At 54.0% G+C, this 23,628-nt stretch carries 18 protein-coding genes and 1 pseudogene; 9 read left to right on the top strand and 10 right to left on the bottom strand.

The features are described 5' to 3' along the window. Positions 1-66: 66 nt before the first annotated feature. On the bottom strand, positions 67-2,370 hold the full coding sequence (locus F3I44_RS07780; protein ID WP_150010290.1) for an FdhF/YdeP family oxidoreductase: 2,304 nt from the start codon (positions 2,368-2,370) through the stop codon (positions 67-69). A gap of 261 nt (positions 2,371-2,631) precedes the next feature. Between F3I44_RS07780 and F3I44_RS07775 the strand changes: the two genes are divergently transcribed. From F3I44_RS07775 to F3I44_RS07745, 7 genes are all read left to right on the top strand, one after another. After that, positions 2,632-4,218, top strand: coding sequence for a PTS transporter subunit EIIC (locus F3I44_RS07775; RefSeq protein WP_150010288.1), 1,587 nt, complete (start codon positions 2,632-2,634; stop codon positions 4,216-4,218). 185 nt (positions 4,219-4,403) lie between these two features. Next, on the top strand, positions 4,404-5,948 hold the full coding sequence (locus F3I44_RS07770) for a methyl-accepting chemotaxis protein (RefSeq protein ID WP_150010286.1): 1,545 nt from the start codon (positions 4,404-4,406) through the stop codon (positions 5,946-5,948). 143 nt (positions 5,949-6,091) lie between these two features. Further along, the gene (locus F3I44_RS07765; protein WP_150010284.1) at positions 6,092-6,823 is read left to right on the top strand and encodes a YoaK family protein; all 732 of its coding nucleotides are present in this window, start codon (positions 6,092-6,094) and stop codon (positions 6,821-6,823) included. Positions 6,824-7,878: 1,055 nt separating this feature from the next. After that, positions 7,879-8,064, top strand: coding sequence for a general stress protein (locus F3I44_RS07760; RefSeq protein ID WP_150010336.1), 186 nt, complete (start codon positions 7,879-7,881; stop codon positions 8,062-8,064). Positions 8,065-8,292: 228 nt separating this feature from the next. Next, positions 8,293-8,859: a DUF4142 domain-containing protein gene (locus tag F3I44_RS07755; protein ID WP_150010282.1), complete on the top strand. Its 567-nt coding sequence runs from the start codon at positions 8,293-8,295 to the stop codon at positions 8,857-8,859. Positions 8,860-9,290: 431 nt separating this feature from the next. Further along, complete coding sequence (locus F3I44_RS07750) at positions 9,291-10,781, top strand: sensor domain-containing diguanylate cyclase (RefSeq protein WP_150010279.1); 1,491 nt, start codon at positions 9,291-9,293, stop codon at positions 10,779-10,781. Between the two features lie 295 nt (positions 10,782-11,076). After that, on the top strand, positions 11,077-11,973 hold the full coding sequence (locus F3I44_RS07745; RefSeq protein WP_150010277.1) for a LysR family transcriptional regulator: 897 nt from the start codon (positions 11,077-11,079) through the stop codon (positions 11,971-11,973). A gap of 5 nt (positions 11,974-11,978) precedes the next feature. Here the strand turns inward: F3I44_RS07745 and F3I44_RS07740 are convergent, their stop codons facing one another. The 7 genes from F3I44_RS07740 to sapA all read right to left on the bottom strand — a co-directional run bounded on the left by F3I44_RS07740 (position 11,979) and on the right by sapA (position 19,502). Beyond that, positions 11,979-13,088, bottom strand: a complete 1,110-nt coding sequence (locus F3I44_RS07740; protein ID WP_150010275.1) for an oxidoreductase — start codon at positions 13,086-13,088, stop codon at positions 11,979-11,981. Between the two features lie 217 nt (positions 13,089-13,305). Further along, positions 13,306-14,094 carry an enoyl-ACP reductase FabI gene (gene fabI / locus F3I44_RS07735; RefSeq protein WP_009090006.1) on the bottom strand — a complete coding sequence of 263 codons (789 nt, stop codon included), beginning with the start codon at positions 14,092-14,094 and terminating at the stop codon, positions 13,306-13,308. A 141-nt stretch (positions 14,095-14,235) separates the two neighbouring features. Beyond that, the gene (gene sapF / locus F3I44_RS07730; RefSeq protein ID WP_013357993.1) at positions 14,236-15,039 is read right to left on the bottom strand and encodes a putrescine export ABC transporter ATP-binding protein SapF; all 804 of its coding nucleotides are present in this window, start codon (positions 15,037-15,039) and stop codon (positions 14,236-14,238) included. Between the two features lies 1 nt (position 15,040). Further along, entirely contained in the window at positions 15,041-16,036 is a 996-nt protein-coding gene (gene sapD / locus F3I44_RS07725) for a putrescine export ABC transporter ATP-binding protein SapD (protein ID WP_150010273.1), read from the bottom strand. Then, positions 16,037-16,927 (bottom strand): putrescine export ABC transporter permease SapC, encoded by an 891-nt coding sequence (gene sapC, locus F3I44_RS07720; RefSeq protein WP_150010271.1) that lies wholly within the window; start codon positions 16,925-16,927, stop codon positions 16,037-16,039. Then, positions 16,914-17,879, bottom strand: a complete 966-nt coding sequence (gene sapB / locus F3I44_RS07715; RefSeq protein WP_150010269.1) for a putrescine export ABC transporter permease SapB — start codon at positions 17,877-17,879, stop codon at positions 16,914-16,916. Before sapB ends, sapC begins: the two co-directional genes overlap by 14 nt. Continuing rightward, complete coding sequence (gene sapA / locus F3I44_RS07710; RefSeq protein WP_150010267.1) at positions 17,880-19,502, bottom strand: ABC transporter substrate-binding protein SapA; 1,623 nt, start codon at positions 19,500-19,502, stop codon at positions 17,880-17,882. It lies immediately after the preceding gene. Positions 19,503-20,209: 707 nt separating this feature from the next. On the opposite strand from sapA, the gene F3I44_RS07705 reads away from it, so the two are divergent. Next, the gene (locus F3I44_RS07705) at positions 20,210-21,445 is read left to right on the top strand and encodes an MFS transporter (RefSeq protein ID WP_150010265.1); all 1,236 of its coding nucleotides are present in this window, start codon (positions 20,210-20,212) and stop codon (positions 21,443-21,445) included. Between the two features lie 12 nt (positions 21,446-21,457). Here F3I44_RS07705 and F3I44_RS23895 read toward each other — a convergent pair. Together F3I44_RS23895 and pspF are read right to left on the bottom strand one after the other, a co-directional pair. Next, positions 21,458-21,768 (bottom strand): annotated as a pseudogene (locus F3I44_RS23895) (type VI secretion system tube protein Hcp); the annotation flags it as partial. 2 nt (positions 21,769-21,770) lie between these two features. Continuing rightward, positions 21,771-22,772, bottom strand: a complete 1,002-nt coding sequence (gene pspF / locus F3I44_RS07695; protein ID WP_150010263.1) for a phage shock protein operon transcriptional activator — start codon at positions 22,770-22,772, stop codon at positions 21,771-21,773. 164 nt (positions 22,773-22,936) lie between these two features. Here pspF and pspA point away from each other — a divergent pair, with 164 nt between their 5' ends. Beyond that, positions 22,937-23,602 carry a phage shock protein PspA gene (pspA, locus tag F3I44_RS07690; RefSeq protein ID WP_098050427.1) on the top strand — a complete coding sequence of 222 codons (666 nt, stop codon included), beginning with the start codon at positions 22,937-22,939 and terminating at the stop codon, positions 23,600-23,602. The last annotated feature ends 26 nt before the right edge of the window (positions 23,603-23,628 follow it).

Here is a 23,628-nt window from a genome sequence, read left to right as displayed (position 1 = left end):
ATCGACGCCGCGCGGCAAGGCAAAAAGCCGGACGAACCGGCTTTTCAGGGAGTGGCGAAGGCGCTATCAGGCGATGCGCTGATCGGCCAGTGACTCAGAGAGTTCCAGCTTTACCGGCACCGATTTAGAGGTCGGTGTGCCGCTGTCATCGCCAAAGCTGTTCAGCGGCACCAGCGGGTTGGTTTCCGGGTAATATGCCGCCAGGTTACCGCGCGGAATATTGTAGGGAACCAGTTTGAAGCCGCTGACGCGACGGGTGATACCATCATTCCACAGCGTCTCGATATCAACATTCTGGCCTTCGGTGAAGCCCAGGTCTGCCATATCGTCCGGGTTAATGAACACCACTTCACGCTGACCAAACACGCCACGGTAACGATCATCAAGGCCGTAAATAGTGGTGTTGTACTGGTCATGGGAACGCAGCGTCTGCAGCGTGAACGGCACGTCCTGATCCAGCGTCGGGAACAGCGAGGTCGGCAGCGCCGAGGCGTTGAACTCCGCTTTCTGGCTTGGCGTATTAAAGCGCAATTCCGCTGCTGCATTGCCCAGATAGAACCCACCCGGGATATCGCATTTGGCGTTGAAGTCGGCAAAACCCGGAATCGTCGCGGCAATGTGCTCACGGATCAGGTTGTAATCACCCGCCAGCTCGCGCCATTTCACTTTCGCATCACCCAGCACTGCCTGGGCGATACCCGCAACAATCGAAGTCTCTGAACGCTGTGTTTCCGCCAGCGGAATACCGATACCTTCAGAGGCGTGGACCATGCTGAAAGAGTCTTCTACGGTAATAAACTGATTACCGGTTGCCTGCAGATCGCGCTCGGTGCGACCCAGCGTGGGCAGAATCAGCCCTTCATGACCCGGCACCAGATGACTACGGTTCAGTTTGGTGCTGATATGCACGGTCAGACCACAGCGTGACAGCGCCTCTTCGGTGCGTGGTGAATCGGGCGCAGCCGCAGCCAGGTTACCACCCAGCGCGATCAGCACTTTGACTTCATCACGCAGCATCGCGTTCAGCGCTTCAACGGTGTTGTGGCCTGGCGCACGCGGTGGCTCGAAACCGAAGTGATTACCCAGCGCATCCAGGAAGGCTTTAGCCGGTTTCTCATCGATACCCATGGTACGGTTGCCCTGCACATTACTGTGACCGCGAACCGGGCAGAGGCCTGCACCTTTTTTACCCAGCTGACCAAACAGCAGCTGCAGGTTGGTGATTTCGCGCACCGTGTCGACAGAGTGCTTATGCTGGGTAATGCCCATCGCCCAGGTACAGATCACACGATCAGCGCTCTGGTAGATCGCCGCGGCTTCACGGATTTGCGCCTGAGTCAGACCAGACTGCGCCACAATCTGCATCCAGCTGGTGTTATCCACCGCGTCGAGATAGGCCTCAATGCCGTGGGTTTTGGCATTGATAAACGTCTGATCAAACAGGCCACTTTCACCGGCTGCCAGACGCGCGCGATGGGTTTCCAGCAGGGATTTCACCATGCCGCGCACCGCCGCCATATCACCGCCCAGGTTCGGCTGGTAATAAGAGGAGCTGATGTTGCCCGCTTTCGAGGTCACCACTTCCAGCGGTTTCTGCGGATCGGCAAAACGTTCCAGACCGCGCTCGCGCAGGGTATTAAACGTGACGATTTTCGCGCCGTGATCGGCAGCGTGCCGCAGGCTGTGCAGCATACGCGGATGGTTGGTGCCAGGGTTCTGCCCAAAGACAAAAATGGCATCAGCGTGGTCGAAATCATCAAGGCGAATGGTCCCTTTACCGACGCCAATGCTGCGCTTCAGCCCGGTGCCGCTGGCCTCGTGGCACATATTGGAACAGTCAGGGAAGTTATTGGTGCCCATCAGGCGGCCAAACAGCTGATAAAGCCAGGAGGCTTCATTGCTGGCGCGACCCGAGGTGTAAAGCTCCATCTGGTCCGGGTGGTCCATCGCCTTGATGTGCTGCGCGATCAGCGCAAAGGCATCATCCCAGCTGATTGGCTCGTAGTGGTCGGTTTCCGCGTTGTAGCGCAGTGGATGGGTCAGACGCCCCTGATACTCCAGGAAATAGTCACTCTGGGTATAGAGGGTTGTCACGCTGTGCTTAGCGAAAAAGTCGCTGTCGACCATGCGGCGTGTTGCTTCCCAGGTCACCGCTTTCGCCCCGTTTTCGCAGAAGCTGAAGGTACTTTTATTGTCATCACCCCAGGCGCAGCCCGGACAGTCAAAACCGCGTGCTTTGTTCATGCGCATCAGGTTGCGCATATTTTTCAGGGCCGCTTTGCTGTCAAGAACGAAACGCGTGGTGGCTTCCAGTGAACCCCAGCCGCCCGCAGCCGCGCGGTAGGGTTTGATTTGGCGTTTAAATTTCATATTGAGTGCAGGCTTTTTATAGTAGGAATTATTGTTTGGTGTTTGTTATCAGGTTATAGCCTGATGGTGAAACAAAGTCTGCAGATATCCTCATACCTTGTCTAATTGATTGACTTAATGGTGCGATAGCTGGCGTTTATCGTGCATCGGCCAGAATTGTGATGGTGGTCAGATTTTACCCGCCTTTAACCGGCTGATAACGGGAGTTCTCCCCACAACAGGCTAATACTTGCTGTTCACTCTCAGAGAGGGCGCAACTCCATGAAACAGCTGACCAGCCAGATCCATGCATTTGGCAAAGCGTTGATGATGCCAATCTCGGTCATCGCTGCCGCCGGTATTTTCCTCGGGCTGGCGGCAGCGATGCAGAACCCGGCGGTGACCGGCGAGGCCTTTGCGCAGATGCAGGTGCCGCAGTTAATCATTGGATTTATCCGCAAGGTCGCCGGGGCGCTGTTTGCCAACCTGCCGGTCTTCTTTGCTGTGGCGAGTGCCATCGGGCTGGCGAAAGCGGAAAAACCCACTGCCGCCTTTGCCGCGGTGATTGGCTACATCGTGATGAATGTCGGCATCAGCGCTACGCTGGCGGCGAAAGGGATTACGGCGGCCACTACTACACCGGCCGCGCTGCAGCAGGCGGGTCTGGATCAGACCACGGCCATGATGACCTCAGCGGAATATATCAACATGCTGGGCGTCTTTACCTACAACATGAGCGTGCTGGGCGGGGTGATTGCCGGTCTGATCACGGTGGCGCTGCATAATCGCTTCTATACCCAGCAGCTGCCAACCGCGATCAGTTTTTTTGGCGGACGGCGTTTTGTCCCGATCGTGACCGTGGTCTGTCTGCCGCTGATTGGGGTATTGCTGGCGCTGGTCTGGCCCACCATCGGGCAGGGTATCGCCTGGATTGGCCAGATGATTGGAAAAAGCGGCCAGTACGGCGCATTTCTTCTGGGGGCCTTTGAGCGCATCCTGATCCCCACCGGCCTGCACCATATCCTTAACGAAACCGTGCGCTTTACACCGATTGGCGGGTTGGCGGTAGTTGATGGTCAGACGGTGGTCGGTGCGCTGAACATCTTCAATGCGTCGCTGACCCATCCGGGATCAATACCCGATGAGACGCTGCGCACCGCCACGCAGTTTCTGGCACAGGGCAAGATTCCGGTGATGATGTTTGGTCTTCCCGCTGCGGCGCTGGCAATCTACCACACCGCACGGCCCGAACATAAACAGCGTGTTAAAGCGCTGGTGATGGCGGGCGCACTGACCTCATTTACCACCGGGATTACCGAGCCGCTGGAGTTCTGCTTTATCTTTGTCTCGCCGGTGCTCTATCTGCTGCATGCTTTCCTGACCGGCCTGTCGTTTATGCTGATGTCGATGCTGCATCTGATGATCGGCAATGTGCAGGGTGGTGTTATCGATCTGGTGGTGTTCGGCATGCTGGGCGGCGCGAAAACCCACTGGTGGTGGACGCTGGCGCTGGGCGTCATCTACGCACCGATCTACTACTACGCATTCCGTCTGGTAATCACGCGAATGCATGTCGAGACGCCGGGCCGTGAGTCTGAAGAGGAGAAACCCCAACAGGTCACGGCGGATGAGCGGACGCAGGTGATTATCAGCGGGCTGGGCGGGCAGGCCAATATTGAAGATGTCGATTGCTGCTTTACCCGTTTGCGGGTAAGGGTCAAAGAGATGAATCAGGTGGTCGATCAGACGCTTATGAGCACTGGTGCTAACGGGGTGAATCGCGTCAGCGCCCATGACATTCAGGTAATTTACGGTCCTCAGGTCGAGAAGATCGCTAACGAAGTGAAAATGGCGCTGGGTGTTGCGTAACGACTCTCTCTTCAGGCTTGATGACCAGGCTAACCGTCCGGCGCTCGCGGGCGGTTAGCACATTTCCCTGCACATATACTGAACGCTGCCGTTCCGCTTATTGTAACTAAAAAAAGCACAGCCCTAATGGGCCGCATCTTTATGCCGATATAGCGACTTATCCTCCTTATTTTCGGAACTTCGCGATGTCGTTAAAAAAGTCCTCCCTGATTATCTTCACCTTCCTGCTGGCGTTGTTTCTTACCAGCGTGGCAATCAGTACCTGGCTGCTGATTCAGAGCAATCAATCTTTGAACGCGGTCAACAAAGAGATCCGCGTGGTGCTTTCGGTCATTGACCCGATCAACCACAGCCGTACGCTGCGTGTTCGTCTGATGGAGTACATGAAGGAGATTGAGGGCAGTGACGCCAGCAATCCCGCCACGCTGGACAGCGTGCGGACCGTGGCCGGAAAAGCGGATGCCGCCTTTCAGGCCTACATGAACGCGCCGCGTCTGCCGGGCGAAGAGGCGGAGGCAGATGCCTATAGCCAGGCTTATCAGGCTTATCGTCAGCAGGGGTTGCAGCCGTTAATTGAGGCAGCAGAGGCGCACGATCAGGTGCGTTTTAAAAATCAGATCCCGACCGTGGTTCGTCTTGACCGCCAGTATGAAATTATTCTGGACCGTGTACTGGCCCAGCACGAAACCTACGCCAAAAAGCTCAACAACGACGCACAGAGTCACTTCACTTCGGGTATTACCCTGCTGGGTCTCTTTGGCGTGCTGTTTTTCGGCATCATCATCGCCATTTACATCTTCATGAAGCGCTATGTGCTTTCGCCAATCAATGATGCGCAGGAACACTGTAAGCTGATTGCGGCAGGCGTTCTGGATGCCACCGTGCCAGTGAAACCGGGTTCACGCAGTGAGATTCAGATGCTGATGGGTTCGCTGGAGCAGATGCGCAGCGCGCTGACCGCCATTATTCTGCAGGTACGAGATTCAACCCGCTCAGTCTCCACCGCCTCGCAGGAAATTGCGGCGGGTAACATCGATCTCGCCTCGCGCACCGAACAGCAGGCCGCCGCGCTGACGGAAACCGCAGCCAGCATGGAGCAGCTGGGCGCAACGGTGAAACAGAACACTGAAAACGTCTTTGAAGCCTGCCGTCTGACCAGTGAAGCGGTGAAAAATGCGGAAAGTGGCGAAAAAGTCTCGCAGGAAGTGGTGACATCGATGGCGCTGATTAACGCCAGCTCGAAGAAGATTGAAGAGATCACGACCGTTATCGACAGTATCGCTTTCCAGACTAACATTCTGGCGCTGAATGCGGCCGTCGAAGCCGCCCGTGCAGGTGAGCAGGGTCGTGGCTTTGCGGTAGTCGCAGGGGAAGTGCGTAATCTGGCCCAGCGCAGTGCTACCGCAGCCAAAGAGATTGAGGGGCTGATTGCAGAATCTGTCTCCATCATCCACGCTGGTTCCGATCAGGTCAGCCGGACGGGCGAAGCGATGAGCGCGATTATCTCTTCGGTCAGCCGCGTGAATCTGCTGATGGAGCACATCTCTACCGCGTCTGATGAACAGAGTCGCGGCATCGGTCAGATTGAACAGGCGGTCACCGAGATGGACAGCGTCACCCAGCAGAACTCGGCGCTGGTTCAGGAATCTGCGGCGGCGTCAGCCTCGCTGGAGGAGCAGGTGCAGTACCTGACGCAGTCGGTTTCCACCTTCCGTCTGGCAAACAGCTAATCGGTTTCTTCCGCGCGGCGTCTATGCAGCGCGGAATGCTGTGATGAATAGCGTCAGGCAGAGAAGAGCATGTTTGATTCAGCGCCTTGTGACGGCGGCAGAATGAGCGGATTATACGGTTTTCCACTGAATACGGGGTTTTCATGCTAATCAGCACAGAAAGTGCCCGCAGCATCAGCGCCGATACCCGACTGGCCTGCACGCTTGCCGCTGCCGCAGGCGCGCTGAATACCGCCGCCTTTGAGATTGTCGGTTTCTTTTCAGCTAACATGACCGGAAATATCTCGCTGCTGTCCGATCATCTGGCAAAAGCGAATCTGGGGCCAGGCCTGTTTTTTCTGTCAGTCGTCCTGCTGTTTATTGCGGGCTCAATGTTTTCAACGCTGATGATTAATGCCGGGCACCGCAGAAATATCCGTACTATCTATGCCTTCGTTATCCTGATTGAGGGCATCGCGCTGATTACGCTGGGCGTAATCGAGAAACACTTTCCGCCGCTGTCGCCCGGTGTCGTGTTGATCCTGAGTCTGAGTTTTTTGATGGGGCTGCAGAATGCGGTGGTAACGCGGATCTCCAATGCCCGCGTTCGCACCACTCATATCTCCGGTACGGCGACCGATATCGGAATCGAGCTGGCGATGCTGTTTGAGGTGCTGCGGCGCAAAGCTTCACCAAAAGATGCGCCGACCTGGCTGAGCCGGTTGAGGCTGCATTGCCTGACATTGCTCTCGTTTCTGGCTGGAGGGATTGCCGGTATAGGACTTTACAGATTGCTCAGCTATGATTTTTTATTGCCAGTGGGGGGCGGGTTACTCTGTCTGGCGCTGAATGCCATTTTTACCAGGCCAGTAAAATCAAAGGGCATACTTAACTAAGCAGACAATTATCTCTGCGGCTTATACGCGAACACAGATGGACCCTGTGGTTAAATAATCTGAGCTATAGCTGAATAATAAGCAATATTTTCTGGTTGACGCTGTCATCAGGGCGGTAACATCCTTAAATGTGCTGATGGATAATTAACATCGGCATGACATAATGATTAACCTGGAAAGTGAACTGAGAAAACATCGCCTGCCCGTCAGCGTTCCTTCTTATCTTTGAACACTCTTATAAAAATCAATAAATCATTGAGTTAATGACCCGCTCGGTCATGCCACTATTTTATTGTTTGTCTTTGCCCTAATTATCCCGCTCTGGTTTTTATGCAAGCCCACACTTTCTGCAGAATCCTGAACCATCAGTTTTTTTCATGGCGCTGTAGAGTTACAGAGGGTTTACGTTCAGAGTCTGCAGGCTGGTTTGCATTCTCCTTTGAGTTGGTCTGGCCCAAATTGACTGTAAACACATTCATTCTGCGCTTAAGTTGTATAAAAACCGCGCAATATAAAACCAGCTCTCTGGACAATGTGTAACTGAGTTGCTGCTGTACCAGTGAAACCGGAAACAGGTCCGGTGCTGAAGTTTCAGAGAGCTCAGCCCGTCTGAAGCAGGTTCATCATTCCACAGAATCAGGCACTATTTAAAGTAAGCGACAGATCGCACACTTTCTTTTGCAGGTTCAGTCGGGATTTTTAAAAACCGTTGCTGCGGTGAAAGTCATCAATATAACAGGCACGGCAGGCGGTACACCCTTATGCCAGCCCATAAATTGATAATGACTGATTAAAATGCCGATGAGGAAAGCGTGGCTTATAAGAATTATCTCAAAAAAAACTTAAATTAATCTGTACAATAATTTATTTTTTGTACAATCTTTATTCCGAAGCTGTTGCTTATGATAGATAAAAATTCTTTTATAAGCGGAACGGAAGGCTTTTTTATTGTTTTTGTTCTGCTGCAATTATCTGTTTATGTTTGTGATTATCTGCAAAGACAACCACGCTTAATGAGTAAACCCTATTTAAAAATGATATATGAGGAAAATAATATGACGAATCATCGGGGCGGAGCAGGTAATTTTGCAGAAAATCCACAGCGTGCAGCGGAAGCGGGAAGTAAAGGAGGCAAGGCCAGCAGTGGAAATTTCAAAAATAACCCTGAGAGGGCGGTTGAGGCCGGGCGTAAAGGCGGCTCGGTCAGTCGAAGAGGTAAGGCGCAGGAGGATCGTGTTTAAAATAAAGAATGGTGTCAGGTTTAATTTAAAGGTGATCTGTCCGAAACCTTCTGCCTGCTTTTTTGTTGTCTGCCTGGGTAATTTGCAGCCATACCGTGGCAGAACAACATTCTGACGGCTTTCTTAAAATCGGTGGTCCACTTTATGGGCCATTACATGTGTTATTTCACGTCGGTACTGAAAAGCGTTATTTGCCATCGGTCTCTTCGTGATATTCAGGAGAATACAATGAAAAAGAATCACTCCCTCAAGTTGCTGGCTATTTCAGCAGTCGTCACTCTGTTCAGCGCTGTCAGCGTACAGGCTCAGACTGAAACGAGCGCCCCGCAGGGCGGGAATGCAGAGCAGACCGTTGCCAAAGGCAAGCTGAGCGCGGGCGATGAAAAAGCGCTGAAAGATATGGCGCAGGCAAATATTAATGAAGTTGCCGCAGCCAGAATCGCGCTGAGCAAAACGCAAAGCGCGGACGTTAAAACGTTTGCTCAGAAAATGGTCGATGATCACAGTAGCGCCCTGACTAAAGTTAAGGCGGTTGCCCGGCAAAAAGGCGTGACACTGCCTGCTGAACCGGATGCTAAACACAAGGCCATAGCCGATAAGCTGGAAAAGCAGAGCGGTAGCGCATTTGACAAAATGTATATGGAAAACGCAGGCGTAATGGACCATAAAATGGTGCTTTCGACGTTGAAGAGTGATGCCGTGAATATAAAAGATCCGGATGTGAAGACACTGGCAGACGAACATACCCCTGTAGTAGAACAGCATCTGAAGTCTGCCGAGCATATGGCGATGTAACCGGATTAACCGGCTAATACGTAATGAAGCCGTCCGGTAAACACCGTGTTGCTGACCGGACGCCTTTTTCAGTACTGGCTGGAAATATCGACTGAGGGGCATCTTTCTTCATGCTGACGTCTCTCTGAAGAAGTTTTTATAGTGGGCCGGACTGACTCCACGCGTGAGCACAGGAGCGCCATAACCCGCTCTGCCTGCTAAGGCCTGCCAGCCCCGGCATTGATCCTTAAACGCCCTTATGACCTGGCTGGCAAGGCTATACCCGGTGCGTTCAGTAACGAAGATAAAAGGAGGTAAGCGATACCGGCTTGCTTGCGATTATTTGATTCATAAATTATTTTTCAGTATCAGCATGGACTGGAAAAATAGCTTTGAAGAAAACACCCGAAAGTTTCAAATCATCCGGTTTGCATAATTCGCTTGGCCGGACCATGACCCTTTTCCTTATGATTACGGTGTTTGCTGTCGTGGTCATCAATATATTTACGCTATGGGGTTCATGGCAGCACAATCAGAAAGTACGTGAAGATGATGCCCGCAACCTCTCTGTTTCGCTGGCTAAACAGGCAGAAGATGCCTTTCTTCAGGTGGATATTACGCTGGCTGATGCCGTCAGGCAGCTCAGCCTGAACGGACTGGAGTATGCGTCAACGCCCGTCTTCGCCTATCAGCTCAAGGAGCAGCAGGGAAAACTGCGTCAGCTTCACGGCCTGTTTATCTATGATGCTCAGGGCAGATGGCTGGCCACCTCGGGCAACTATGCTCCGGCTAAAGGAAGCAACGCCGATCGTGACTATTTTGTCTGGCACCGCACCCATGACGATAGCCGGGTACGGATTGGCCGTGTTATCCGTAGCCGATCAACCGGTGACCTTGTTATTCCGGTATCACTGCGTCTTAACGATGCAACAGGAAACTTTGCCGGGGTGGCGCTGGCGACGGTCAAAGTAGACTATTTCCGGCAGTTCTACAGTTACTATACGCTGGGTGAACGCGATGTTCTGGGGCTGATTCTGGCTGATACATCCGTGCTATATATCCGGCCTTTTCCGGATACAGCCATAAACAAGAGTCTGTCCTCAAGTCCATTGTTCACAACTGTCCTGAAAACATCCTCTAGCGGCAGTGCAACGTGGCGCTCAGCACTGGATGGGGTAGAGCGGGTGTATGGTTACGCCCGTCTTGAGCAGTATCCGCTTATTGTCACTGCAGGATATGACCTCGATAAGATCCATGAAGACTGGTTCGCAGCCAATATTATCGACGTCCTGCTGAATCTGATCCTGCTGGTCATGATTTCAGGTATGGGGATGGTTGTTCTCAGGCAGGTGAAAAAGAACGTAAAGAATCAGCTGGAACTAACACAAATCCGGGATGAACTGACCACAATCAATCATACGCTGCAGTCTCTGGCTCTGATTGACGGGCTCACCGGACTGGCAAATCGCCGCCAGTTTGACGCCATGCTTGACCAGATCCTGAAGCGCTCTCAGAAATCAGGCGAACCTGTGTCACTCATCATGATTGATATCGACTTTTTCAAGCGCTACAACGATACCTACGGGCATGTGGCGGGCGATAGCTGCCTGCAGCGTGTAAGTACCATTCTGAAAGAAATGACACAGCGGCAGGATGCCGTGGTCGCACGCTATGGCGGAGAAGAATTTGCCATTATTTTGCCTTTTACAGGAAAAAACGACGCGAAAAAGGTGGCAGAACGCGCAGTTAACGCCGTCCTGGCTGCCAGGATACCTCATGAAAGCTCTGGCCTTCCGGAACATGTCGTGACCCTCAGCGCCGGATACAGTAGCCTGATTTCAGACGGACATCCAGATGAGGCTCAACGACTCAGGCAACAGGCCGATAAAGCACTTTACGAAGCAAAAAATAAAGGTCGTAACCGTGTCCATGTCCTGATCTGATAGTGAGCCGGAACGCTTCTAAAGCCTTGTTTACCAGAAAGCTCGGTCAGACCTGAGTTGAGAAGGACTCCAGGATGGCTGTTCGCCTGTATGGTTTAACCAATCAGACGCAAACTGATCATTGACTCAATGGCTGCCGGTGCGGGATTCTGCCAGTTTGAAGCATGGCTGCATTAGGCATAAGATAAACGTAATAATGGCAGCAAGTGGGTAATTAAATTTTAATCCATCGTTTAGTGCATAAAAGTATGCCCTTCTGAAATATTAATCTGTAAGTTACTGATGGTAAAAGAACATCGACATTAAACAACTTATTTACCTGTGTAACCTGGAGCGGGAACGTCATTTCGGACGGGCCGCGGAAGCCAGTTTTGTTACACAACCAACACTCTCCATGCGTCTGAAAAATCTCGAGCGCGAGCTGGGCCTGCCGCTGATTAATCGCAGCAACAACTTTGCCGGATTTACGCCCGAGGGCGATCGGGTGCTGGCGTGGGCGCGGGAAATTGTTTCGGTCTATCAGGGGCTGAAGCTGGAAGTGGAATCGCTGAAACATGGGGTGAACGGTACGCTGCGGGTTGGCGTGGTGCCGCAGTGCAGCGTAGCATTGCCGCTTCTGCTGAAAGCCGTGCAGGCGCGCTATCCCCAGCTCGACTATCGCATTGCGGTGCTCAGTGCTGACCAGCTGCTGGAAGCGTTAAACAGCCACACCGTGGATGTCGGCATCGGTTTTTTTGAGATGGCAACCTTGCGGGAGCTTCATTTCCAGACCGAGATGCTGGCCGATCGGGGCGTTGAAGCCGTATTCCATCCCGACCATTTCCCGGCGCTGGTGGGAGAAACGCCGCTTACGCTGGACGAACTGGCACAGCAGCCGCTCTGTCTGGCGGAGCCGACGCGCTATTTCCGTCGTTACCTTGATATGGCTTTCCGCGAAGCGACGCTGGTGCCGCGGGTTATCGTGGAGAGCGCCTCTATCATGCAGTTGATGCAGTGCGCGCAGGTTGGTCTGGGGCTGCTGGTTTCGCCGGTCGGTCACCTGCTTCCCGCTTCATTACAGGGATTGCAGCAGCGCGCCATTACGCTGCCGCCGATGGCGCGCCAGGCGGCGCTGGTCATTGCCGAACCTGGCCGGGCCACACCGCTGGCTCAGCACTTTTTTGACGAAGCGCGTGGTCTGTTGCCGATTTAGCGCGGCTAATGCGCTTCGCCCAGTGCGTAAAACAGGCGACTGTTCCAGTTTCCTATCGCGACAAGCTGAATCAGCGCGAACAGTGCCTCAGGCTCCCAGCCCGCCTCCATCAGCGGTTGCAGGTGAGCCGCGCTGAATCGCTCAGGTGAGCGGGTCAGCTGCGCTGCCAGCGCAATAATCTGCTGCTCTTCACCTTGAGAAACTCCGTCCACACCGTCGATTAAAACGTCACTCCCGGCCAGCAGCCGGAACGCCCAGCGACTGCCCAGAATACGGGCGGCGGTCGCCTCTGCCAGGGTGTTTTCCTGCGAGAGATGCTGACGCAGCTGCGCCCAGCCATAAAGCGCAGACGGATCGTGAGCCAGCAACCATACCGCATCCTGCATGCCGGGCAAAGATTGACAGCGGGTAACGGCAGCGAGCTGCTCGGCACTGGCATACCGCAGCTCCAGCGGCTTCAGCACGGGCTGCCAGTGGGCAGGCTGGTCAAAACCGGTGGCCTCGGCGTCGGGTGGTGCTGTGCTGCCCGGTAGCCAGCGTACCGGCTGGGCCTGCAGCGCCTGTAATCCGGCGACGACGCGCGCCTGGTAACTGACAAATCCGATCACCTGATTCAGCGTCACAATATCGGGTTCGGTCAGGCCTACGGCATCCAGAGCGGTGATCGCACTGGCGTTAATCAGCTCAGGCTGCATCGCCAGCAGGCGCGCATACTGCGTAATCTGGGTCAGGCGGTTATTACTCTCGCGTGAAGAGTCAGGGCCGGGCAGCGGATTCAGGCGGGCAGAATAGTGGTTACACAACCGCTGCACACCCGCGACCTGCGCCACGGTCAGCGCGGTGCTGAGGCGGTCGTAGAGGGTTAAGGTGTGCGTCAGCGAGGTGACAACGCGATCGGGAAAAAGCAACTGTGCCAGATCGCGTGCTGCCAGCAGGGCCGGCTGATTCGTGCGCAGCAATGACTGCACCACGGCGTTATCGGTATAGCAGCCCAGCAGGAAACGATCGTCGATATGGGCGGCCTCTGGCACCAGCGGTGCGGCCTGAGCGGTACGTGGACTGGTCTGGCTCTCGTAAAACCAGTGGTTATGGCCCGGGTAGCGGCGTTGTTCCATGATCAATCCTTTTGCAAATTCAGGTTCGGCATGCAGGCGGCACAATCTGAAAATGTGCATAAACCGAAGGGCAGGCTTATCGTCGCTGATGGGCAGTCCGGGACAAAAGAATGATCGGTGATAATTAATAGCGTTACGGTATAACGGCAGCGAAATCAGGCGGGAAGGGCAAAACCGGCGTCATGAGAAGGGCGAGCCAGGCTCGCCCTTACAGAACTTATTTCAGTTCCAGTTCGTTCATTGCGGCGATGCTGAAGCCGCCATCAACGTGTACCACTTCACCGGTAATGCCGCCAGCCAGATCAGAGCAGAGGAATGCTGCTGAGTTGCCGACATCTTCGATGGTAACGGTACGGCGAATTGGGGTCACCGCTTCGCAATGTGCCAGCATCTTACGGAAATCTTTGATGCCTGATGCGGCCAGGGTGCGGATTGGACCGGCAGAAACGGCGTTAACACGCACGCCTTCAGGCCCCATCGCGTTTGCCATGTAACGCACGTTAGCTTCCAGCGACGCTTTCGCCAGACCCATTACGTTGTAGTTCGGGATTGCGCGCTCAGCACCCAGGTAAGAGAGGGTCAGCAGACCGGAGCCTGGATTCAGCATCTCGCGGCACTCTTTCGCCATCGCAACGAAGCTGTAAGCACTGATGTCATGCGCGATTTTAAAGCCTTCGCGGGTAACGGCGTTCACATAGTCGCCATCCAGCTGGTCGCCAGGCGCGAAGCCGATAGAGTGAACGAAACCGTCAAATTTCGGCCAGGTTTTTGCCAGTTCAGTGAACAGCGATTTGATGCTCTCATCTTCTGCGACGTCACATGGCAGCACGATGTCTGAACCCAAATCTTTAGCAAACTCTTCCACACGACCTTTTAACTTGTCGTTCTGGTAGGTGAAAGCCAGTTCTGCGCCCTGTTTGTGCATCGCCTGTGCAATACCGTAGGCGATGGAAAGTTTACTGGCAACGCCAGTAATCAGAATGCGCTTACCGGAAAGAAAACCCATAGCTGTAATCCTTATGGTCATTGTAGTTGGCGGTCGCGTGGTTAAAAAGTAAGCGACCGACGTTAATCGACGTGCGGATTCTAGCACGTCTCTTATAAATCAGGTAAATCGGCCCGCAATTTCCGCGATATGCAGCAAAAATCAGCGCTCGCGCCGCCAGGCTTCGGCACTCAGGGCTTCGCCAAAATGGCTACTGATCAGGCGTCGGGTCAGATCGTGCAGCGGGGAAGCGAGTACATCAGCCGTGCCGCCGCGCTCGACCACTTCGCCCTGATGCATCACCAGCACCTTATCGCTGATATGCTTCATCATGCCCAGATGCTGAGTGACGTAAATGTAGGCGATTCCGTGTTTCTCCTGCAGTTCCAGCATCAGATTCACCAGCTGGGAACGCATGGTCATATCCAGTGAGGCCAGCGCTTCATCGGCCACAATCACTTTAGGTTGCAGGATCAACGCGCGCGCCAGACCCAGACGCTGTTTCTGCCCGGGAGCCAGCATGTGCGGATAATATCCGGCATGATCACGCAGCAATCCCACCTGGCGCAGGGTGGCGATAATGCGTTTCTCGCGCGCTTCTGCATCCAGTTCGGTATTGAGTCGCAGCGGAAATTCCAGAATCTGACTGATGCGCTGACGCGGATTGAGTGAGGTTGAGGGATCCTGAAAAATCATGCGGATGCGCTGACTGCGATAGCCATAATCGCCAAAAGTCAGCGGATGATCGTCAATCAGAATCTCACCTTCGGTTGGCGCGATCATGCCGCTGAGCATCTTCGCCAGTGTGGACTTGCCGGAACCGTTTTCACCGATAATCGCCAGCGTCTGTTTTTCGCGCAGGGTAAAACTGACCGACTTCACCGCTTCAACGTGCTGACGCCGGAACAGGCCGGTGCGATAGCGAAAGGTTTTACTCAGGTTGCGCACTTCCAGCAGGGTCTCCATGCTACTGGCCCTCCATATTCAGCGGGAAATGACAGGCGAAGAGATGTGTCTTACTGCCGGTGAGGCGCGGCGTTTCAACACATTTGCGCTGCGCGTAAGGGCAGCGTGGGCCAAGACGGCAACCAATCGGCAGGCTCTCCAGCGACGGGATGGCACCTGACAGCGTATTGAGACGGCTTTTGTGCGGCAGCGCGCGGCCAAAGTCGGGCATCGCCCTAATCAGCGCCTGCGTATAAGGATGGTGCGGCGTAGTCATTAAATCTTCGCTCTGAGCGGTTTCCACCGTCTGACCGCAGTACATCACATTAATGCGGTCCGCCCACTGACTCATGGTGCGCAGGTCGTGGCTGATCAACAAAATAGTGGTGTTGTTATTCTGGTTCAGACGGCTCAGCAGGCGGAATATTTGCGCCTGCGTCGTGGGCTCCATAGCATTGGTCGGTTCATCGGCAATCAGCAGGCGCGGCTGATTCGCCAGCGCAATGGCGATCATCACTTTCTGGCACTCGCCTTCGGTCAGCTCATAGGGGAAGCTGCGCATGATGTCTTTATGATCCTTAATACCGACGCGATGCAGCAGTTCGATAGCACGGGTTTTACGCCAGAACCAGAAGCGTTTCAGCCACGGCCCTTTATAGGTCCAGCGCGGGATCACCTGCATCAGCTGGCGACCGATACTTTCGGAGGGATCAAGACAGGATTGCGGCTCCTGAAAGATCATCGAGACGTTATGCCCGATAATGCGGCGGCGCTCGCGCGGAGACAGGCGCAACAGGTCCACATCATCAAATACCATGCGATCGGCGGTCACGCGCCAGTTATCGTTGGTTACGCCGCAGATAGCTTTGGCGACCAGGCTTTTACCGGAGCCGGATTCACCAACCAGCCCCCGTATTTCACCTTCGCCCAGCGTCAGATTGACGCGGTCAACCGCTTTGACCGGCCCGTCAGCGGTCATAAATTCAATGGTCAGATTACGGATATCAAGTAACGGCATTTATTCCACTCCCGCTTCGACGGCGCGACGGATGCCGTCACCGAGCAGGTTAACAATTAATACGCTGACCATCAGCGCCACACCCGGCAGCATCACGGTCCAGGGCGCAACGTAGATCAGCTCCAGCGAATCGCCCAGCATCGCACCCCATTCCGGCGAAGGCAGTTGCGCGCCAAGGTCAAGAAAGCCGAGTGCGGCAATATCCAGAATCGCCATCGACAGCGCGCGGGTAATTTCGGTAATCAGTAACGGTAAAATGTTTGGCAATATAGCGTAGCGCAGAATATTACGGCCACGGGCACCGTCCAGGCGTGCGGCAACCACATACTCTTTTTCCAGCTCATCATGCACGGCACTGTAAATCTCGCGCACCAGGCGTGGCATCAGTGCCAGCCACACCGCCAGCAGCGCATGCTCAAGACGCGGCCCGAGAAACGCCACCACGATAATCGCCAGCAACAGCGACGGAAGAGAGAGCAGGGTGTCCAGCACGTGATTCATCACCGCCGAGCGAATACCGTGTGTCATGCCCGCCAGCACGCCCAGCACCAGCGCGCCCAGCGTAGCGAATAGCGTCACGAGAATCGCGGAACCCACCGTCGGGCCGGCACCACTCAGCAGGCGACTCAGTACGTCACGGCCCAGATCGTCGGTACCCAGGAAAAACGAGACATCGCCGTAGCGCGACCATGACGGCGGCAGCAACTGATAACCCAGGAACTGCTGGTCGATACCATAAGGTGCCATCAATCCACCAAACAGGCAGAGCAGCAGCAGTGCACCAAATCCATACAGGCCGACCATCGAAATGGGATTACCATAGAAATGATGCCAGCTCTGACGAAACGCGCTGGGCAGGCGTTTTTCGGCGTAGATATTATCGGAGGGCATACCATTCCTTATGTTTCAGCGGATTCATTGCCGCACCAATCACGTCAGAAATCACATTTACCAGAATAACCAGTCCGCCAATCACCATGACACCGGCTGAGATCGCAGCATAATCCTGCTGACGAATCGCGTTGATCAGCCAGCGGCCCAGACCCGGCCAGTTAAAGACCATTTCGGTTATCATCGCCAGCGTCAGCATGGTGGAGAACTGCAGGCCCAGACGCGGGATGACGGGCGGTAACGCGTTGTGCAACACGTGGCGGCGAATGACCGTAAAGCGCGAAAGACCGCGTGTCGCCGCCGCTTTGACATAGTTTTTATCCATCACATCGCTGGTGCTGTTGCGCAGCAGGCGGATCACTTCTGTCGTTGGCGCCATCGCCAGCACCAGCACCGGCAGAATCAGGTGGTACAGAGCGCTGACAATCATCTCATGCCGCCACGGTGAAGGACTCAGCCAGGCGTCAATCAGCGCAAAGCCGGAGATATTCTGCACCGGATAGAGCAGGTCGTGACGTCCCGATACCGGCAGCCAGCCAAGGGTCAGCGAGAAGAACAGCGTCAGCAGCAGTGCCAGCCAGAAGATGGGGGCAGAGAAGCCGACCAGTGCCAGCGCACTGATGGTTTTATCCTGCCATTTATTGCGCATCACACCGGCGCAAATCCCCAGCGGGATACCGACCAGCAGCGCAAACAGAAATGCCAGGATACAGAGCTCCATGGTGGCCGGGAAAACCTCACGCAGCTGCAGCCCAATTTCCTGACCGTTGGTGCTGGAGACGCCGAAATCAAACTGCAGCATCCCTTTGAACCAGAACCACCAGGCATCAGAGAGCGCAGCGCCTTCCAGCGGGGCGTTAGGGGTAAAGTAGCTCAGACTGAAGCTGACCAGCGACAGCAGGAACAGGGTAATGAGCAGCAGCAGCAGGCGGCGCAAAATGTAGATGATCACTTACTTACCCTCATCAGCTTCACGATAAACCCCGACAAACGAGGCGTTGCCAAACGGACTCAGTACCAGCCCTTTGATGTCATGACGAAATGCCTGCAGTCGCAGAGAGGAGGCCAGCGGCAGCACCGGTAACTCCTGCGCCAGAATCTGCTGCGCTTTGTCATAACTGTCGATGCGGCCAGAAAGTTGTTGCGATAGCAGAGCATTCTGCAGCGTTTCGTCGAAAGCCGGAGAGCACCAGTGCGCGTAATTGGTCTGCGAGCGGATCGCCGCACAGCTGAGCAGCGGGCGGAAGAAACTGTCCGGATCGTTACTGTCGGTAGCCCAGCCTGACAGCGTCAGATCGTGATTCATCGCCATCAGCTGCGCCTCCTGAAAACGGCCCTCAACCGGCACAATGGTCAACCGGACACCAACCTGCGCCAGATCCGCCTGTAGCAGTTCGGCGGTTTTGAGCGGGCTGGGATTCCACGACTGCGAGGCGGCAGGCACAACCAGCCTCAGATGAAGGTCGCTGATGCCGAGTGCGGCCAGCGCGGCGCGGGACTTTTCCGGATCGTAGCCGGTAATACGCGCATCATTGTCATAAGCCCAGGACGCGCGCGGTAATATCGAAGCGGCCGTTTCAGCAGTGCCGTAATAGATCGACTCCATCAACCGCTCATTGTTGATGGCCAGCGCCAGCGCATGCCGCACTTCAGGACGGTCGAGCGGCGGTTTACGGGTATTAAAAGCCAGATAGGCGATGTTCATACCGGGACGCAGTGTCATCCGCAGGCGCGGGTCATCGCGCAGTATGCTGAGCTGGCTTGCAGCGGGATAGGCAAGTACATCGCATTCACCGGTTAACAGTTTGGAGAGACGACCGGTTCCGCCGGAGCCAAGATCGATCACCGCCTGTTGCAGACGCGGTACCCCACGCCAGTAGTGAGGATTGCGCGCCAGACGGATGTACTGACCGGTGCGATATTCACTGAGCTGATAAGGACCGGTGCCCACTGGCTGACGATCCATCTCTTCCTGACGGCCCTTAGCGGTGAGCTGGTCGGCATACTCTTTCGACAATACCGGCGCATAGTGGGTCGCCATATGCCACAGGAACGAGGCATCCGGGCTGTTAAGCCTGAACTCAACCGTTCTGTTGTCGATCTTCTTCACGCTCTGTACGGAATCGGAAAATTGCAGACTATCAAAGTAGGGGTAGTTACCGCCGTTGACGTTATGCCAGGGGTGATGACGGTCAAACATCCTTGCGAAGCTGAATACCACATCGTCGGCGTTCAGCGGCCGGGTCGGGCGAAACTGATTGGTTTGCTGAAACTGGACGCCGCTTCGCAGATGAAAGCGATACGTCGCGCCGTTATCGCGTACTTCCCAGCTCGACGCCAGATAGGGCTTAAGACGATAGGTGTAGGGATCGACATCCAGTAAGCGGTCATACAACTGTGCTGCCAGCGTATCGACAGTCAGCCCGCTGCTGGCCATCTGCGGATTAAAGGTGTTCAGCGTGCCGCTGACGCAATAGACAAAGCCGGTCTGACGTATATCACCGGCAGGCGCTGACCACGCAGGGGCACTTAACGCGCTGAGGCCAAGCAACAGCGAACAAAGTAGTTTTGACATAGAACTCAACGATTTTGAGGCATTAACCAGAGTGTATCGCAAAGCAGGCAGAGTCCCAAAACCTGCAACGGCTGCCAGACTGATTTTCGTCATAGCGAAACGAAATGTGCATACAAACGGTGTGGTAATGAGAAAAATTCTCAATAACTGCTTTACAGATGATAATAAGAATGATTATTATTCACCTGCACTTCGACGGTGACTCTGCCGAAGAAGAGCACGACATTGCTCACATTGCTTCCAGTATTGTTGCCCGTCTTTATGGCGGGCTTTTTTTTTGACTGGTGTGATGGAGGCGGCAGTGAGGGGGGCGTCACAGAGCAAAGTCCATGGCGGGTCAATGCGTCATTAAAAATGACAACCGGTGTAGGTGAAATCCGGGTTTATCTACACACATTTCGTTCTGATGTGGTATCTCATAAAAGTTTTAACAGAACTCCAGGGGATATTTAAAAAGGCACGATATATGGAAGGCAAAACAGGGTAAGGGCCTTCTTAAAAAGTATAAAAAAACAATACAGATTAATTAAATGTCAGAAAACCCCCGGCTTCTGCCTGATATAAATACTGTTATTTGAGTCATGAGAAATCATTTATATTTCTGCGATCATCTGATTGATCAACGTTGAGGTTTTATCAACGCATACTTAACAAACAGAGAAACGCAGTTATCATAAGCCTAACCTCCGGCCATCACATTCCTGACAATGAATAAATTCCAGAAAAACGCTCAGGCTTTTCAGCATTCATCCTTTCGTTATCTCTTTTTCGGACGTCTCTTCACCGTACTGGGCAATGGAATTGCTCCCATTGCGCTGGCCTTTGCAGTACTGGACATTGGCGGCTCTGCTTCTGACTTAGGGATGGTAGTGGCGTCCCGCTCACTGTTCAACGTGCTGTTTCTGCTGGTGGGGGGTGTCATTGCCGATCGCTACTCACGCAGCCGGGTATTAGTCGTATCGGCGCTGGTTGCCGCTGTTTCTCAGGCTTTTGTTGCATGGTCTGTGCTTGAGGGTTCAGCCTCTGTCATTAGCCTCACCTTACTAGGCGCTCTGAATGGTGCGTCAGCAGGCATCGCTCTGCCAGCTTCGTCTGCGCTGGTTCCACAGGTCGTGCCTGCCAGGCATCTGCGTCAGGCCAACGCTTTGATTCAGCTCGGTGTTTATGGCGGCACGGTGATGGGAGCATCGCTGGGCGGTGTTATCACCAGTGCTGTCGGACCGGGTTGGGGACTGGCAATTGATGCCCTGGGCTTTGCCGCTTCTGCGCCCCTTTATTTCTTCATTCGTGTCAACGCAGAGAAGGCCGGAACCTTGTCGGGCAATATCCTGCAGGATTTAAAAGAGGGGTGGGCGGAATTTGCTGGCCGAAGCTGGATTTGGTCGATAGTCGTCCAGTTCGCTGTTATCAACGTCGCTTTCAATGGCATCGTCGTGGTACTGGGCCCGATGATTGCTGACGCCTCATTCGGACGCACACAATGGGGGATAATTGTAGCTGCCCACAGTGCAGGGTTAATCGCTGGTTCTTTACTGGCCATGAAATGGCATCCACGTCGCGATCTCTTCACTGGCGCTATGCTGGCAGGACTTTACGCCCTCCCGATATTTATGCTGAGTCAGAATGCAACAGCAATATGGCTGATAGCAGGGTTCTTTATTGCCGGCACTACATTAGGTCTGTTCGGCGTAATATGGGCGCACTCCTTACAGACTCATATTCCACCGGATAAACTCGCCCGCGTCTATGCCTATGATGCAATGGGTTCTTTTATTGCCATTCCCTTTGGACAGCTGGTAGCGGGTCCGCTGGCAGCAAAATATGATATGAGCAATGTGCTGCTGATGTCAGCGCTGGCCGTAATCATTGCTACGGCTGGCGTCGGACTGGTTCCCGCCGTCCGACAGCCTGAAAAAATGGGCGTTCAGCCGCGCAGTCTGTAAAAGATATATTTGTTAAGGCCTGAACAGTCTGATATCGGACTGATTTAACATCTTAAGCGCAGGCCTTCTGTTCCATGCATCTGAGTAGTGAATATTACCATCGATTATTTTCCTGGTAATTTTTTCAACCTGCAGACTCACATTTTCGATGTGATTCTTTCTGTCGTTATCCGCTAATTTCACATTCGGGACGCCGCAGTTGACGCCGGTCATTTTTACATTTTCATCAGGACGCTGTAATAGCAGATATCCTGACCGGCATCGTTGATGTGGTAAAACATGATCTCTGCGCTTTCGCGTGCCTGACCGGTCGCGGCAGAACGGATTAACTCTCCGCTTTTATATCGTGTTTCTTCATCATTGCGCGTAGCTGATGGTAAGTGACGCCTAATAATCCGGCAGCGCGGCGCTGGTTATAACGAGCCTGGTGCAGACTGGCATCGACCAGATCCCGCTCCTGCTGATTCTGCCATTGACGCAGATCCAGCGGCAGTTCAGGCAGGCCGCCACTCTGCGTCTCCTGGCTGGACCGCGGGAGCAGAACCGGTTCAGAGCGTGAAGCGAACGGATTGATAATGACATTATCCAGTGGCAACTCGCTGCTGTTATGACGATAGACGGAGCGCTCAACCACGTTTTTTAGCTCGCGAACATTGCCGGGCCAGTGGTAATCAAGCAGGGCCTGCTGCGCCCTGGCGGTAAAGCCGGGAAACAGCAACAGGCCAAGCTCGCGGCACATCTGGATAGCAAAATGTTCGGCCATCACCAGGATATCACTGCGCCGTTCGCGCAGTGGCGGCAACTGAACCACATCAAAGGCAAGACGATCCAGTAAATCGGCGCGAAATTTTCCTGCCGCCGCCAGGGCGGGCAAATCTTCGTTGGTGGCGCAGACCAGCCGTACATTAACCTGCAGGGCATGATTGCCGCCTACGCGCTCCAGCTGCCCGTACTCAATTACCCTGAGCAGTTTTTCCTGCACCAGCATCGGTGCGGTTGCCAGCTCATCCAGAAACAGCGTGCCGCCGTCAGCACGTTCAAAACGTCCCAGATGGCGCTTCTGTGCGCCGGTAAAGGCACCGGCTTCATGACCAAACAGCTCAGAGTCGAGCAGATTCTCATTCAGCGCGGCGCAGTTCAGTGAAATAAAGGGTCCCTGCCACCGGTCAGAAAGATAATGCAGCCGGCTGGCGATCAGCTCTTTACCCGTGCCGCGCTCGCCAATCACCATCACCGGTTTCTCAAGGGGAGCCAGTTTTGAAACCTGCTCCAGTACCTCAAGAAAATTATTAGACTCACCCAGCAGATTATCATTTGTGCCTGTCATGATGAATTTCGCCACCCCTTAATCATTTTGACTATCTTAAAGCAAGGTGAAAAAACTGTAAAGTTTAAAAGTGTTTTAAAATCAACAATATATAAAGTTGGCACGCATATTGTATTAAACAGGCAGGGCTTCACGTTTTAAAACATTAAAAGAGGAACATCATTATGGGTATTTTTTCTCGTTTCGCTGACATCGTAAATGCCAACATTAATTCCCTGCTGGAGCGTGCGGAAGATCCACAGAAACTGGTCCGCCTGATGATTCAGGAAATGGAAGACACGCTTGTCGAAGTGCGCTCCACCTCTGCACGGGCGCTGGCTGAAAAGAAACAGTTGTCACGCCGTATTGAGCAGGCAGAGCTGCAGCAGGCTGACTGGCAGGAAAAAGCGGAGCTTGCGCTGCGCAAAGACAAAGATGATCTGGCCCGTTCGGCGCTGATTGAAAAACAGAAACTCACCGACCTGATCGCCTCCCTGAAACAGGAAGTGGGCCAGGTTGAAGAGACGCTGGAACGCATGAAAGGCGAAATCAGCGAGCTGGAGAAAAAACTGAGCGAGACGCGTGCCCGTCAGCAGGCGCTGACCCTGCGTCATCAGGCGGCTTCTTCATCACGCGATGTGCGTCGTCAGCTCGACAGCGGCAAAATCGACGAAGCGATGGCTCGGTTTGAGTCTTTTGAACGTCGCATTGACCACATGGAAGCGGAAGCTGAAAGCCACGGTTTTGGTAAACCGAAAACCCTGGACCAGCAGTTTACTGACCTGAAAGCGGATGATGAAATCAGCCAGCAGCTTAATGCGCTGAAAGCCAAAATGAACCGCAGTGAGTAATCATCGACGTTGCGATAAGTGATTAA

Source organism: Pantoea sp. F_5 (assembly GCF_008631595.1).
GTDB lineage: Bacteria > Pseudomonadota > Gammaproteobacteria > Enterobacterales > Enterobacteriaceae > Pantoea > Pantoea gossypiicola.
This window is presented reverse-complemented; position numbering and strand designations above follow the sequence as displayed.

Excerpts from the sequence above, each read along its gene's own strand:
- sapD (WP_150010273.1), bottom strand. The coding sequence starts at position 16,036 with ATGCCGTTACTTGATATCCGTAATCTGACCATTGAATTTATGACCGCT.
- F3I44_RS07770 (WP_150010286.1), top strand. The coding sequence starts at position 4,404 with ATGTCGTTAAAAAAGTCCTCCCTGATTATCTTCACCTTCCTGCTGGCG.
- sapF (WP_013357993.1), bottom strand. The coding sequence starts at position 15,039 with ATGGAGACCCTGCTGGAAGTGCGCAACCTGAGTAAAACCTTTCGCTAT.
- F3I44_RS07740 (WP_150010275.1), bottom strand. The coding sequence starts at position 13,088 with ATGGAACAACGCCGCTACCCGGGCCATAACCACTGGTTTTACGAGAGC.
- pspA (WP_098050427.1), top strand. The coding sequence starts at position 22,937 with ATGGGTATTTTTTCTCGTTTCGCTGACATCGTAAATGCCAACATTAAT.
- F3I44_RS07755 (WP_150010282.1), top strand. The coding sequence starts at position 8,293 with ATGAAAAAGAATCACTCCCTCAAGTTGCTGGCTATTTCAGCAGTCGTC.
- F3I44_RS07775 (WP_150010288.1), top strand. The coding sequence starts at position 2,632 with ATGAAACAGCTGACCAGCCAGATCCATGCATTTGGCAAAGCGTTGATG.
- sapC (WP_150010271.1), bottom strand. The coding sequence starts at position 16,927 with ATGCCCTCCGATAATATCTACGCCGAAAAACGCCTGCCCAGCGCGTTT.
- F3I44_RS07750 (WP_150010279.1), top strand. The coding sequence starts at position 9,291 with ATGACCCTTTTCCTTATGATTACGGTGTTTGCTGTCGTGGTCATCAAT.
- fabI (WP_009090006.1), bottom strand. The coding sequence starts at position 14,094 with ATGGGTTTTCTTTCCGGTAAGCGCATTCTGATTACTGGCGTTGCCAGT.
- F3I44_RS07760 (WP_150010336.1), top strand. The coding sequence starts at position 7,879 with ATGACGAATCATCGGGGCGGAGCAGGTAATTTTGCAGAAAATCCACAG.
- F3I44_RS07765 (WP_150010284.1), top strand. The coding sequence starts at position 6,092 with ATGCTAATCAGCACAGAAAGTGCCCGCAGCATCAGCGCCGATACCCGA.
- pspF (WP_150010263.1), bottom strand. The coding sequence starts at position 22,772 with ATGACAGGCACAAATGATAATCTGCTGGGTGAGTCTAATAATTTTCTT.
- F3I44_RS07780 (WP_150010290.1), bottom strand. The coding sequence starts at position 2,370 with ATGAAATTTAAACGCCAAATCAAACCCTACCGCGCGGCTGCGGGCGGC.
- sapA (WP_150010267.1), bottom strand. The coding sequence starts at position 19,502 with ATGTCAAAACTACTTTGTTCGCTGTTGCTTGGCCTCAGCGCGTTAAGT.
- F3I44_RS07705 (WP_150010265.1), top strand. The coding sequence starts at position 20,210 with ATGAATAAATTCCAGAAAAACGCTCAGGCTTTTCAGCATTCATCCTTT.